This window comes from Lacrimispora struthionigena (assembly GCF_048627165.1).
Taxonomy (GTDB): Bacteria; Bacillota; Clostridia; order Lachnospirales; family Lachnospiraceae; genus Lacrimispora.
On the sequence record NZ_JBMBWP010000002.1, the window covers coordinates 2,079,059 to 2,092,786 of the forward strand.

Sequence of the window (13,728 nt, forward strand, 5' to 3'; positions counted from 1 at the left end):
TTACAATTTATCATATAAACTTGTAAGATCCCCCATTTTCTGCTATGCTAGGTAACGGAATAATTATCAGGAGGAATTTGAATTCATATGACTCAGTATAACAATCAAACCAGGCCGGATCGCCGCAGGACAAGCTCCGGATACCGGCGTGACAACGGAAAAAGCGGTTTTCTTTCGGTCCTTCTGTTTTATGTGCTTCCTTTCATCGTAATTAACGGAATTATCTTTTTATTGGTAACAGCCCGTCCGAAGGCAGAGATTACCATTGGTGAAAGCAGCGATTTTATTTCTACCACGATGGAATTAAAGGTGAAATCCCTTCTTCCCATAAAGACTATGGAAGTTTCCCTGGACAGTACCCCCATTGAATTAACCAAGACGGGGGGAAGTACTTATAAAACCACGTTAAAAAACAACGGAACACTGGAAGTGAAGCTGACTGGATTTAATAAGATGAAGTCCGTTTCTTATGAAACAGTTAACGTTCTGGACGATACTCCTCCTGCAGTGAAAGACAATGTTCTTGAAAATGGCATTCTTTCATTCCGCCTGGAAGATACTCAGTCTGGTGTGGATTATTCCTCTATTACAGCCTCTGATGAGGATAATGCGGATATTCTTCCTCTTTCTATTGACCGCAGTACCGGACTTGTGACATTTGAGATTAAAAAAGAGAACATTACCATTACAGCCAAAGATAAAATCGGCAATGAACTTCATGTTACCTTTACCCCTCAGGGAGATAGTTTCGAAGATGCTGAGATGAAAAACGAAGAAGCAGAAGAAAATGGGGAAACTGCAGAAACAGATACTTCCTTAGAAACTGATGCTGAAAAAGAAACCAAAGCAACCAAAGATACGAAATCAGTAAGCGAAACAAAATCAACGAATGATATAAAATCAACCAGCGAAGCAAAATCAACTAACAATACCAAAACGACAAACAATACCAAATCCTCGAAAGAGTCTGTTAAGAGTACAGACACTACGAAATCTACTTCCAAGTCAAATACAGGCAAAAAGAAATAATCTATTTGCTTATACGGCAAAAGCCGGATCCATGTTATCCTGTAAAGGTATGGATCCGGCTTTATTACTTTCTTCCATACAAAAGCGCCAGCTCTCTGCACTTAAGCATCAGATCTTCTGTTATCTCACCTGGTTTCAAGCGCCACTTCCAATTATTTCCAAGGGTAGACGGTTCATTGATTCTCCCGTTCCTTCCAGTTCCCAGATAGTCCTGCACCGGTATTACAGCAAGATTTGCCACACTTGCAAGGGCCAGCCTGATGAAATCCCAGTGAATCTCATCACCAGGGGTATTGAAGTTATTTAAGTATCTACGGCTGAAATTCCGGTCTGCTTCAGAAATGTCCTCATACCAGCTTCTAAGGGTCTGATTATCATGAGTACCGGTGTAAACAACACAATTTTTAGAATAATTATGGGGAAGATAAATGCTTTCGCCATTGGCATCAAAAGCAAATTCCAAAACCTTCATTCCCGGAAAACCTGTTTCCGAAAGCAGATCCAGTACCGACGGTGTCAGAAATCCCAGATCTTCTGCAATGATGTCAAGATCACCAAATCTTTCTTTTAACTGGTTAAACAGCTGGATTCCCGGTTCTTTTTCCCAGGTTCCCACCATAGCATCTTCTCTTCCTGCAGGTACGCGGTAATACTCATCAAATCCACGAAAATGATCCACCCTCACTGTATCATAGAGACAAAAACTGTATTCCAGGCGCTTCATCCACCACTCAAATCCAGTCTCTTTATGATAGTCCCAGCGGTATAGGGGATTGCCCCACAGCTGGCCAGTAGCTGAAAACGCATCGGGCGGACAGCCGGCTACTGCTTCCGGATATCCTTTTTCATCAAACTGAAACAGTTCTGGATGTCCCCAGGCATCTGCGCTGTCAAATGCCACGTAGATAGGCAGATCACCAATAATCCGGATTCCCTGGTCACCGGCATAGGCCTTTAACTTCTTCCATTGTTCCCAAAACTTGATCTGCAGAAATATATAAAAACCCATTTCATCTGCAAGCAGCTTCTTATAATGTTCAACTGCCTCTTCTTTTTTTAAACGAATGTCCTCTTCCCAGTGAATCCAGCTTTTTCCCTGAAAATGATCCTTTAATGCCATAAAAAAGCAATACCATACCGTTTCCTCACTCAGAGTTTCTGAGACTGCTTCTGTAGAATTCCCTTTTTCTTTCCAGGAAGCATATGCCTGCTTAAGCAATGGATAACGGTTTTCATATATTTTTTCATAATCTACAGATGAGGCATCCTCCCCAAAATCAAGCAGATTGCACTGCGTGACTGTAATCAGATCTTCCTTGACCAGTTCCTCCAGGTCAATAAAATAAGGATTCCCTGCAAAGGAGGAAAAGGACTGGTAAGGAGAATCCCCATATCCCGTAGGTCCAAGAGGCAGAATCTGCCAGTAATGCTGCCCCGCCTTTTTTAACAGATCAATCCATTCATAAGCCTCTTTTGAAAACGCTCCGATTCCGTACTTGGACGGAAGGCTTGAAACCGGAAGCAACATACCGCATTTCCGCATAAACCAGTCTCCTTTATCTACACATTTTTCCTATGTTTCAACGTTCTTATGGGTTAACAATATCATAAAGCCATTGGAATGGCAACCATTGCCTCCTCAGGATTTTTTTGTAAATAAATCATAGGAATTTCGACCCGGAATGTTAAGAGAAAAGAAATACTAATTCTTTTAATTTCATGTAGAATAAGGATGTAACAACAAAGCAGCAACTACTACAACATTAGGAGGACTTTATTATGAGAAAATTGAATAAACCACTGGCAGCTGCTGCTGCAGTAGCCGCAGTAATCGGCTTAACTGCCTGCACCCAGACGACCGGCGCTGCCCCAGCGAACCAGGCGATTGTAAACGCACAGAACCAGAACAATATACTGGTACAAAGTCAGGAGGAAATAAAGGTAGTTCCTGACAAAGCTGAAGTCAGCTTTGCAGTTTCTTCCCAGGCTGCAGATCCAAAATCAGTTCAGGATTTGAACAGCACTGATGTAGATAAAGTACTCAGCTTTTTAAAAAGCACAGGAATTGATGAAAAATCCATTCAAACTTCCAGCTTCGGTCTTCAGCCTATTTACGACTGGAACAACGGACAAAAAATAACTGGATATGAGATGAGAACTGGCATTGTTGTATCAGATATTCCTATGGATCAGGTGGGTACTCTCCTTTCCTCTTCCATCGAGGCAGGCATCAATACCATAGACCGCATTTCTTACCTGTCCAGCAAATATGATGAATCCTACCAGGAAGCCTTAAAAAAGGCAGTTGAAACCTCCAAAGTAAAAGCCGAGGCCATGGCCGCTGCAAGCGGAAAATCTCTTGGCGAAGTCACCAATGTACAGGAAATCAGTTCTTACAATGAGAACCGCTATACTACTTATAACGCTGACTCAGCCACAGCTTCCCTTGAGGCAGGTGCCAAAGCATTAGCCATTGAGCCTGGTCAGATCAGTGTAACAGCACAGGTTACTGTAACCTACAGCATTAAATAAATAAAAGCAGCAGCATGCTCAGAAACTCTCAGAACATGCTGCTTTCTTTTTTACCTTCCACTATCTTTAATATGAACATCCAGCTGGCTGTAAGGGATCTCGATCCCCGCCTCATCAAACTCCAGCTTTATCCTCTCTAAAATCTTCCACCTGGCTGTCCAGTAATCTTCCACTAAAGTCCAGCCTCTTCCCCCAATCGTCACCGAATTATTCGATAACGCATGAACAAAAATATCAATTGGTTCGTCCTTTTTTACTTCAGGCTGACTGTCAAAAATCATTTGAAGCAGCTCCTTCGCCTTTTTTAAATCTGCTCCATAACCAATCTCCACAAGTATATCAAGTCTGCGTTTATCCATGGCTGTTACATTGGTAAGCGGTGAGTTGGAAAGCGTCCCGTTTGGTATCACTACCTGCTTATTATCTGCTGTAGTGAGAACAGTGTAGACCAGACCAATGGTACGGACAGTCCCTTCTCCAGATTCTGATACAATATAGTCTCCTACCCGAAACGGCTTCATAAGGAGAATCAAGACTCCTCCCGCAAAATTAGCAAGGCTTCCCTGGACAGCAAGGCCGATGGCAATACTGGCAGAACCAAGAAGTGCCACGATAGAAGCAGAATTCACTCCCACCTGTCCTGCAATGATAAATGCCAGAAGGCAGTACATAACCGCATTTAATACAGAGAGAAGGAATTTCCTTACGCTGACCTCCATATCCACTCTTTTAAAAGAGCGATACAGCATGCCATGTAAAATTTTAATCACTCTTGATCCAATGAAAAAAATTAAGATTGCGAGTAAAATACTGATTCCAAATGAAATGATGGAAGGCATCCAGCCTTTTATGGTTTCCAACAAAACATTGGGTTTTAATTGTTCCAGGTTTTCCTGTACTTCCTGCAATGCAGCAATGGTTTCCTGGGGCGCTGCAGTGGTTTCCTGTGCCGCTGCTGCTGCAATCAAATGTGCGATCATATCAGATTCTCCTGTTTTACTTTCTTATGCTTTTTTATTACAACACTTTTTGTGTTCTTCACGTTTGCAGGCGTGCAGGAAAATATGGCTACACTGAGAGGAGCCACGGTAATTTCAATGGAATTTTCCCGCTCGTCTGCTTCTTTCTTTTTCGATATCTTTACTCTCTTATTCTGGTATCCTTCTCCACCGAATGCCTGGTCACTGCTGTTAATCAGTTCCTTATATTTTCCTTCAAAGGGAACACCTATGCAGTATTTCTCATGTAACATGGTGTCAAAGTTGCAGACAAAAAGAAGTGATTCTTCTTTCTTTTTCGTTTTTCTTAAGAATACAATGATACTGTCTCCGGATTTTGTACATTCCACCCATTCGAAACCTTCCGTATCGTAATCAAGGGCATACAAAGCCGGCTGGCTTAAATAGAGGTGATTCAGGGCTTTTACATACTCCCTCAACTGGCTGTGCAGCGTTTCTTCTAAAAGCTCCCAGTCCAGGCTTCTGTTTTCATCCCATTCCCGGATCTGTCCAAATTCCTGGCCCATAAACAAAAGCTTTTTCCCTGGATGCCCTGCCATAAATCCATAGGCCGCCCTTAGGTTTGCTGCCTTCTTCTCCAAAGTATCACCCGGCATCTTTCCAATCATAGATCCCTTTAAATGAACTACCTCGTCATGGGAGAAAACCAGTATAAAATCTTCGCTGTAGGCATACAGCAGACTAAAGGTCAATTCACCATAATGGTGCTTTCTGAAATAAGGATCGCACTGCATATAGCCGGTAAAGTCATTCATCCAGCCCATATTCCATTTAAAATCAAATCCCAGCCCCTCCTCTTTTACATCACCGGTAACTCTGGGCCAGGCTGTGGACTCCTCGGCGATCAAAACAGCACCATCCTTACGGTTTTTAAAAATGGAGTTTAAGTGCTTTAAAAATTCCACTGCTTCCAGATTCTCATTTCCACCGTAAAGATTGGGGATCCATTCTCCTGGTTCTTTCCCGTAATCCAGATACAACATAGAAGCCACTGCATCCATACGGATTCCATCTGCATGATATTTTTCCACCCAGTACAGGGCATTGGCAATTAGAAAATTGGTCACCTGAGGGCGTCCATAATTATAGATCAGAGTTCCCCAGTGAGGGTGAGCTCCCTGCCTGGGATCTTTATGCTCATAAACGCAGGTACCGTCAAAACAGGCTAGTCCAAAGCTGTCTCTTGGAAAATGTGCGGGAACCCAGTCAAGAATCACACCAATTCCCTCCTGGTGCAAAAGCTCTACGAAATATTTAAAATCATCAGGCGTTCCGAAACGGCTGGTAGGTGCATAATAGCCTGTTACCTGGTACCCCCAGGAAGCATCCAGGGGATGTTCCATCACAGGAAGCAACTCTACATGAGTATAGCCCATTTCTTTTACGTATGATACCAGCTTCTTACCAAGCTCCCGGTAATTGAGAAATTCCGAGCCATTTATGGGCTCTCCGTCACTGTTATATTCTGCTTCCTTGCGAAGCCATGACCCAAGATGGACCTCATAGATAGAAAGCGGCTCTCTGGTAAGATTTAAAGATGCTCTTTTTTTCAGCCACCCCTCATCATTCCAGGAGTAACGTTCCATATCCCATATTACAGAAGCATTATCCGGGCGCAGTTCACAATAGCTTGCATAAGGGTCGCTTTTCAGCTGAATCCCCCCAGCCATAGCCTTAATTTCATATTTATAAATCATCCCCTCAGATAAACCTGGAATAAATAATTCAAAAATTCCGGAATCACCAAGCTTTCGCATGGGATGCCGCCTGCCGTCCCACAGGTTAAAATCACCCACAACGCTGACTCTCATGGCACAAGGTGCCCAGACAGAAAAATAAACGCCTTTCGTGTCTTTCATGGTCATTGGGTGCGCTCCCATTTTATCGAATATGCTGTAATGAATTCCGGAACTGAACTTTTTTATGTCTGTTTCCGTATAGTAAGGTTCAAAACTGTAAGGGTCAATCAGTTCCTCAGTAGTATGATTATCATATGTAACCTGATAGAGATACTGGAATTTCGTCTTTCCAGGTAAAAGCACCGCAAAAAATCCTGCGTCATCCACCCGCTCCATGGGATGGAGCATGCCGTCCTTAATTCCTTTTACCGAAATAGTTACAGCCGTAGGAATAAAGGCCTGAATCAAAAGCCCTGCACCTGTCACATGGGGTCCCAATAACCGGTGGGGATCTGCGGCTTCTGAATATACGATTTCCTCAATACCCGCCCAATCCATTAAATCATATAACGTTTTATCCATATCTGGCTCCTCCCGCTTCTTTGATTCTGTACCGTAATTTTATCAAAGCAGAAAGTATTTTTCAATAGATGCAGGTGGCTTTCCTCACCTTGTTCTTGCGTAAGCAAGCATCAGATCCACCATTCTTCCATAGCTTTTTACTCCGTCTGACTGGCTGTTCATTTTTAAATATGTATTATTCATTTTATTGGAAACCTCTGCCGCTTTGCCTTCATACCGTCCCCAGAATTCGTTATTATCTCTTAAATCATCCCATGCCTTCTGATCGAGCTGGTGGCAGATCTCCCTGTAAGAAACCAGATCTGTTTTAGACAATGCGTTGGTGGCATAGACCCAGCCAGTTAAATATCCGCTGTAGCGGAAGGCCTGATTATCCGAACCAATGCATGCTAAATAACCGATAAAGTTTGCTTCGTCTTCTCTCATAAATCCTCTTAAATGAGACAACTCATGGCAGACCGTATGGGGAATATTATAATCGGGCATGGAACGGTTGTAAGTCGCTTCCACTGTAAAAGGCGAGTACTGACCACATAGCTGCTGGATAGAAAAATACTGAGACAAAATAAGAGGTTTTGGCTGTGGATAATATCCGGATAATTCCGGGTAGGTCTCCCCCAACTTCCTCATGGCCTTTACGCTTTCTTTTTTCACAACAGCCGTATCCACCTGCTCGTTAATTCCTTCTTCACACATTCCGTTGACAATCTCTGTCAGAGAAAGGCAGAGATTCTTCAATTCTTCTTCTGAGGACTTTTTCATCTCCAGCCCCGAAGTTTTAGAAAACGGAGTTCTGTAATAATTAATCCCGCAGTGGAAGGTAAATAGAAAAAACAGACACGCAGTTAAAAACAGAATCCGGATTAAAAGGCGCTTTCCTTCTCTGAAGTGCCGGATTCCATATACAAGGCAATACAGGATCAGTGCATAAGATAAAAGTTCAACCACTGCAAAAGGAAATAAACCTGATAATCTGCCTATACTTCCTACCATCACCGGATAGATCAGTTTCGCATACCAGTCCCCGATTCCAGATACTGTTCTGGCCAGAATCTGGAATGTAAACGACGATATAAGTAAGACTGCCGAACTGATAATCAATTTTTTGTCTGTGCTTTTCCCTCTTTTTTCCATATCCAGCTTCCCCCAGATGTGAGTGTTTTTATGGAATAAACTTTACCACATGATTATGGACATTTCATGAATGATTGTGAATATTTTCTTACCATTTTGTGAAACCCCTTGCACAATTTTCCAAACTCATTTAAACTTTGATACAGAACAATGAAGAAAGCAAAGAAGAGAACATTATGAAAAGAGAAGAAAACATGCCACAGGAACCATTTAACTGGAAAGAAGAGATTATCAGCTGGATTAAGATAATTATTACAGCTGCCGTTATTGCATTTTTGCTGAACAATTTTATTATTGCAAACAGCAGGGTTCCAAGCGGTTCTATGGAAAAGACCATTATGACCGGCGACCGTGTTATCGGCTCCAGACTTTCCTATTACTTTGAAGAGCCGGAACGGGGCGACATTGTCATCTTCCATTTTCCTGACGATCCTACTGGGAAGACATATTATGTAAAGCGAGTCATCGGTCTCCCGGGCGACATCATTGATATCCGGGACGGAAAAGTCTACATTAATAATTCCGACACTCCACTTGATGAGCCATATCTGCCCGAACCCATGGAGCCTGAACCAGCCGCCCATTATGAGGTGCCTGAAGATTCTTACTTCATGCTGGGTGACAACCGGAATTATTCGGCTGATGCCAGAAGGTGGAAAAATAAGTACGTAAAAAAGAAAAAGATCATCGCCAAAGTATTGTTCCGCTATTTCCCATCAATCAAGCAGCTTCAGTAAAAAACGGGCGGAAGGATTTCAGGGATCATTTCCTGTTTTCCTTCCACCCGTTTTCTTATTCCATATATCCCCCTTTCATGGGCGATACTGCATGCTGGGAAAAGATTTTAAGAACGCCTGATTTTATTCTGTCTTCTCTTGGCTTCCAGACTTTCCTCCGCTCTTCTAAAATCCGGTCTACCTCCTCCCCGCTCATGGCTTTCCCTTTTATTCCCGTAATGCGAAGACTTCTCCCCGGTATATCAATCTCAATCAGATCATCTTCTTCAATTAACGCAATAGGGCCTCCATTGGCGGCTTCCGGTGAAATATGCCCGATGGCAGGACCTTTTGTGGCACCGGAGAATCTGCCGTCTGTTAAAAGTGCAATGGATTTTGATAAAACAGGATCAGAGGAAATGGCTTCGGTGGTATAAAACATTTCCGGCATTCCGCTTCCTTTTGGACCTTCATAACGAATTATTACTGCCTGGCCAGGCTTAATCTTTCCCTGAAGCACTGCCTCCATGGCCTCCTCTTCGCTGTCAAACGGTTTTGCCCTTAATACTGCCTGATGCATCTCTTTTGCTACTGCACTGTGTTTGACAACTGCCCCGTCAGGCGCTAAATTCCCTTTTAAAATGGCAACAGTTCCGTTTTTGCCAATGGGGTCATCAAAAGAACGGATTACATCCGTCCGCTTAATTCCTATTTTTTTCAGATATTCGTCGCATGTCTCATAAAAATTATTCTTCTTTAAATCCTCCAGGTTCTGCCCTAAAGCCTTTCCAGTCACTGTCATGCATTCTAAGTGTAACATGGATTTTATCTCCTCCATGATTCTTGGTACACCTCCTGCATAGTAGAAGTACTGAGCCGGCCATTTTCCTGCTGGGCGGATATCAAGAAGGTAATGGGCGTTTTTATGGATCCGGTCAAAGGTATGGGCATCAATGGTGAGCCCCAGTTCATGAGCAATGGCTGGAATGTGAAGCAATGAATTGGTCGAACCGGATATGGCAGCATGGACCATAATCGCATTTTCAAACGACTCCATGGTTATCATCTCTCTGGGAGTTAAACCGTTCCTTGCAAGCCATACCGCCTGAACACCTGCTTCCTTTGCCTTAATTTTAAGTTCTTCTGAGGTGGCAGGCATAAGTGCCGTTCCAGGCAGCATGAGGCCCAGGGCTTCTGCCATGATCTGCATGGTGGAAGCTGTTCCCATAAAGGAGCAGGCTCCGCAGGAGGGACAGGCATGGTGCTTATACCAGGTAAGTTTCTCCTCAGAGATTTCTCCTCTTTTACACATGGCACTGTACATGCCGATCTGCTCCAGAGTTAAAAGGTCAGGACCTGCATCCATGACACCCCCCGTTATAACGATGGAGGGAATGTTGATTCTGCCAATTCCCATGAGATGGGCTGGTACTGCCTTATCACAGCTTGCCACAAATACCCCTGCATCATAAGGAGTTGCGTTATTATGTATTTCAATCATATTGCAGATCATATCTCTGGACACCAGAGAATAATTTCCTCCGTCATGCCCCTGACTCATGCCGTCACACGTATCCGTGGCAAAATAACGTGCGCCCCTGCCGCCGGACTCATAGATTCCTTTTGCTGCCTGATCCACCAGTTCCAGAAGATGGGCACTTCCCGGATGGCTTTCTCCAAAGGTACTTTCAATTATAATCTGTGGTTTCTCCAAATCATCCACAGACCAGCCCATTCCCATTTTTAACGGGTCCATTTCAGGAGCAATCTTTCTTACCTGCTGACTTCTTAATTCCATCTTATTTATTCCCCTTTTTTCGCAATATACGTATGATGTATTTAATAATAAAACTATCATTTTATGGTTAAAAAGTCAATATGCGAATTATTTTTAAATATTATTGATATTTTATTAATCTTATAAGCAAAAATACATATGATGTATTTAGCAACTTTTAAGCAAATTATGTATCAGGATTAAACTACTGTTTTTGAAATGCTCTATACTTTAATATAATTATTTGTTACTATAAAAGGAATTAAATGCGACTGAAAAGGAGAGATATATGAGTATTGAAAAAATAATTCCAGCTGATTTTCGGGGCTGTATCTCTATCTGCAAGAATGATGAGATATTATTTGAAAAAGCATACGGATATGCAGATCTGCCCAATCAGGTGCTGAATGATATGGAAACCAGATTTGCAACAGCTTCTGCAGGAAAGGTATTTGTAGCCGTTGGAATCCTGCAGCTGATTGAAAAGGGGCAGCTCCACCTGGAAGATAAAATCGGTTCATTCTTTGATTTTGATTTAGAGCAGATTGACAAAGAAATTACGGTTGAGCAGCTTCTTACCCATACTTCAGGGATACCAGACTATTTCGATGAATCTGTAATGACAGAATATGAAGAATTGTGGTATGACTTTCCAAATTATAGAATACGTTCCAATAAAGACCTGCTGCCGCTTTTTATTCACAAGCCGATGATGTATCCAAGAGGAAGCAAATTCCAATATAATAATACAGGATTTGTGGTGTTGGCAATGATTCTTGAGAAGATCACCGGAATGGAATTTGACCGGTATCTGGAAGAATTCGTATTTGTTCCCTGTAAGATGAAACATACCGGATATTATGAGCTGGACAGACTGCCAGCAAAATGCGCTATTAATTACATATTTGATGAGGATAGGAATGACTTTCGTACAAATATATACTGTGTAGATGTAAAAGGAACGGGGGCAGGAGGTGCCTTTACAACAATCGGTGATATCCATTTATTCTGGAAAAACCTTCTGACATATCAACTGCTGTCCCCTTCCATGACGAAAACCATGTTATCAAATCATAGCGGAGAAAGCCAGTGCTATGGATATGGAATGTGGCTTAAGAAAACTGAAAATGACTTTAATCCCTATTTTCAGGGCTGTGATCCGGGTGTAAGTTTCAAATCAGCCTTTGATAAGAAAAGTCAGCTACTGATAACAATTGTGAGTAATTACGGAGACAATGTATGGAAACTATGGCGGGAAATTACAGCCAGTCTAAATCATTTTTGTGAAGAGAAAGGAGACGATTTAAGTGAATCCTGATTTTTGGACTGCATTGGATCAGCTGGTGAGTGATTCTGAAATTGTTATTGACCGGCCTAAGGGATCTACCCATCCAAAATATCCTGATTTTATATACAAAGTTGATTATGGATATTTAAATAACACATCTTCCATGGATGGACAAGGCATAGACGTATGGGTTGGTACTGGGGGAAAACAAAGAATTGATGCAATTATGTGCATTGTTGATTTAATGAAACGGGATTCTGAAATAAAGATTCTGATCGGCTGTACAGAAGAAGAAAAAGAAATGATCTATCATACTCATAATAAAACAGAATTTATGAAGGGAATTTTAATCAGACGGGAATCCGATTAATAAGGGGGACATAATGAAAATTGAACATGTAGCCATGTATGTAAATGATTTGGAAAGAACAAAAAAGTTCTTTACCAATTATTTTAATGGAAAAGCAAATGACGGTTACCACAATCCCAAAACCGGGTTTCGCTCCTATTTTTTAACCTTTGAAGACGGCTGCCGGCTGGAAATCATGAATAAACCGGTGATGGAAGATCCACAGAAAACACTCACCCGCACCGGCTTTATCCACATAGCCTTCCAGGCAGGAACCAAAGAAAACGTTGACAGTCTTACCCTTCAGCTAAAGCAGGATGGGTATGAAGTGATCAGCGGTCCGCGGACGACCGGTGACGGCTATTATGAAAGCTGTATCATAGATCTGGAGGGAAACCAGATTGAAATAACCATCTAATTCCCCTCCAGAGATTTGAGCATTCTCCGGTTCACGGTCAGATGCATATACATGGCACATCTGGCCCCTTCCGGATCCTTTCTGATAATACAGTCCGTGATTTCTCTGTGTGTATCAATGGTTTCCGCTCCCAGTCTGGCATTGGTTAAATCCACAAACAGGGAGATCGATGAATTAATCACAGGAATCAGCTTTTCCACCACCAGATTGCCGCTGCATGCGGCGATCTGCCGGTGAAAAAGAATGTCTGCGTGGGTATGATCCTCACCCCGCTGAATCAATTCTTCTACCTTTCCTTTTAATTCTTCCAGTTCCTTTAGCTGCTCTGGTCTGGCATTCATGGCAGCCAGTGCTGCAATCTCCGGTTCCAGCATCAGACGGACACTCAATAAATCAAGAGCCAGATTGGTTTTATCCTTTAAAAAGGAAAGCCCCAGGGGATCATCTAAAAGTCCCTGTCGTTCAGAAACAAAAGTCCCCGCCCCTCTTCGTATGGTAAGAATCTCTCTGGAAACCAATATCTTAACAGCTTCCCTGATGGTTCCCCTGCCCACTCCGATTTCCTGGGCAAGTTCAAATTCATTTGGGATCTTAGCACCTATCTCCAGTCCCTTTTCCACAATATCATTCAGGATCTGCTCTGCTACCTGTTCAGCCAGGGTTTGTTTTGTTCTGTTCTCCGGTTCGTGACTCATGAGCCGCCCCTTTCACAGAGTTAATTTCTCTTTTCGATATCCATTACCATATCAACACGACGCTGATGTCTTCCGCCTTCATACTGGGCATCCAGCCATTCTTCCGTGATCATCTTTGCCAGTTCCACGCCTACAACTCTAGCGCCAAAACAAAGGACATTGGAATCATTATGCATTCTGGAAAGCTTTGCTGTGTATGGCTCACTGCAGACACAGGCACGGATTCCCTTTACCTTGTTGCATGCAAGAGAGATGCCCACTCCGGTTCCGCAGATTGCAATTCCTAAATCTGCTTTTCCTTCTGTTACTGCACGGCCAACTTTCTCACCATATTCCGGATAGTCGCAGCTTTCCGTGGAATTGGTACCAAAATCAATTACTTCATAACCTTTGCTTTCCACAAACTCTTTAATTGCTTCTTTCATCTCTATTGCTGTATGATCATTACCCATTGCAATCTTCATTGTCATTCTCCTGTTTTACGTTAAAATAAGTCAGTAATATATCCGG

Annotated in this window: 13 protein-coding genes; 6 read left to right on the forward strand and 7 right to left on the reverse strand. The window is 42.5% G+C overall.

Translation table 11 applies throughout. From position 1 onward, the window contains the following. Positions 1–87: 87 nt before the first annotated feature. A complete protein-coding gene (locus ACOAOT_RS18675) occupies positions 88–1,029 on the forward strand; it encodes a hypothetical protein (protein WP_420218348.1) in 942 nt (313 codons plus the stop codon). A gap of 64 nt (positions 1,030–1,093) precedes the next feature. On the opposite strand, the gene malQ is transcribed toward ACOAOT_RS18675, so the two are convergent. Next, the gene (gene malQ / locus ACOAOT_RS18680; protein ID WP_420218349.1) at positions 1,094–2,572 is read right to left on the reverse strand and encodes a 4-alpha-glucanotransferase; all 1,479 of its coding nucleotides are present in this window, start codon (positions 2,570–2,572) and stop codon (positions 1,094–1,096) included. Positions 2,573–2,808: 236 nt separating this feature from the next. Here malQ and ACOAOT_RS18685 point away from each other — a divergent pair, with 236 nt between their 5' ends. Beyond that, a complete protein-coding gene (locus ACOAOT_RS18685; protein WP_420218350.1) occupies positions 2,809–3,561 on the forward strand; it encodes an SIMPL domain-containing protein in 753 nt (250 codons plus the stop codon). A gap of 50 nt (positions 3,562–3,611) precedes the next feature. Here the strand turns inward: ACOAOT_RS18685 and ACOAOT_RS18690 are convergent, their stop codons facing one another. From ACOAOT_RS18690 to ACOAOT_RS18700, 3 genes are all read right to left on the reverse strand, one after another. Beyond that, the gene (locus ACOAOT_RS18690) at positions 3,612–4,541 is read right to left on the reverse strand and encodes a mechanosensitive ion channel family protein (RefSeq protein ID WP_420218351.1); all 930 of its coding nucleotides are present in this window, start codon (positions 4,539–4,541) and stop codon (positions 3,612–3,614) included. Next, entirely contained in the window at positions 4,538–6,841 is a 2,304-nt protein-coding gene (gene glgB, locus ACOAOT_RS18695) for a 1,4-alpha-glucan branching protein GlgB (protein ID WP_420218352.1), read from the reverse strand. Before glgB ends, ACOAOT_RS18690 begins: the two co-directional genes overlap by 4 nt. A gap of 84 nt (positions 6,842–6,925) precedes the next feature. Further along, positions 6,926–7,975: a DUF3810 domain-containing protein gene (locus ACOAOT_RS18700; protein WP_420218353.1), complete on the reverse strand. Its 1,050-nt coding sequence runs from the start codon at positions 7,973–7,975 to the stop codon at positions 6,926–6,928. Between the two features lie 176 nt (positions 7,976–8,151). Between ACOAOT_RS18700 and lepB the strand changes: the two genes are divergently transcribed. After that, complete coding sequence (gene lepB, locus ACOAOT_RS18705) at positions 8,152–8,712, forward strand: signal peptidase I (RefSeq protein WP_349671759.1); 561 nt, start codon at positions 8,152–8,154, stop codon at positions 8,710–8,712. Positions 8,713–8,767: 55 nt separating this feature from the next. On the opposite strand, the gene ilvD is transcribed toward lepB, so the two are convergent. Next, entirely contained in the window at positions 8,768–10,489 is a 1,722-nt protein-coding gene (gene ilvD, locus ACOAOT_RS18710; protein WP_420218355.1) for a dihydroxy-acid dehydratase, read from the reverse strand. A gap of 268 nt (positions 10,490–10,757) precedes the next feature. Here ilvD and ACOAOT_RS18715 point away from each other — a divergent pair, with 268 nt between their 5' ends. Genes ACOAOT_RS18715 through ACOAOT_RS18725 form a run of 3 tightly spaced genes read left to right on the forward strand, consistent with a single transcriptional unit; the run spans position 10,758 to position 12,523 of the window. Further along, on the forward strand, positions 10,758–11,786 hold the full coding sequence (locus ACOAOT_RS18715; protein ID WP_420218356.1) for a serine hydrolase domain-containing protein: 1,029 nt from the start codon (positions 10,758–10,760) through the stop codon (positions 11,784–11,786). Further along, on the forward strand, positions 11,776–12,126 hold the full coding sequence (locus ACOAOT_RS18720) for an inorganic pyrophosphatase (protein ID WP_420218357.1): 351 nt from the start codon (positions 11,776–11,778) through the stop codon (positions 12,124–12,126). The genes ACOAOT_RS18715 and ACOAOT_RS18720 overlap by 11 nt, the downstream gene beginning before the upstream one ends. A 13-nt stretch (positions 12,127–12,139) precedes the next feature. Then, positions 12,140–12,523, forward strand: coding sequence for a VOC family protein (locus ACOAOT_RS18725; RefSeq protein WP_420218358.1), 384 nt, complete (start codon positions 12,140–12,142; stop codon positions 12,521–12,523). Here the strand turns inward: ACOAOT_RS18725 and ACOAOT_RS18730 are convergent. Beyond that, the gene (locus ACOAOT_RS18730; protein ID WP_420218359.1) at positions 12,520–13,218 is read right to left on the reverse strand and encodes a FadR/GntR family transcriptional regulator; all 699 of its coding nucleotides are present in this window, start codon (positions 13,216–13,218) and stop codon (positions 12,520–12,522) included. The genes ACOAOT_RS18725 and ACOAOT_RS18730 overlap by 4 nt on opposite strands. Before the next feature lie 20 nt (positions 13,219–13,238). Next, positions 13,239–13,682, reverse strand: a complete 444-nt coding sequence (gene rpiB / locus ACOAOT_RS18735) for a ribose 5-phosphate isomerase B (protein WP_349671765.1) — start codon at positions 13,680–13,682, stop codon at positions 13,239–13,241. Between the last annotated feature and the right edge of the window lie 46 nt (positions 13,683–13,728).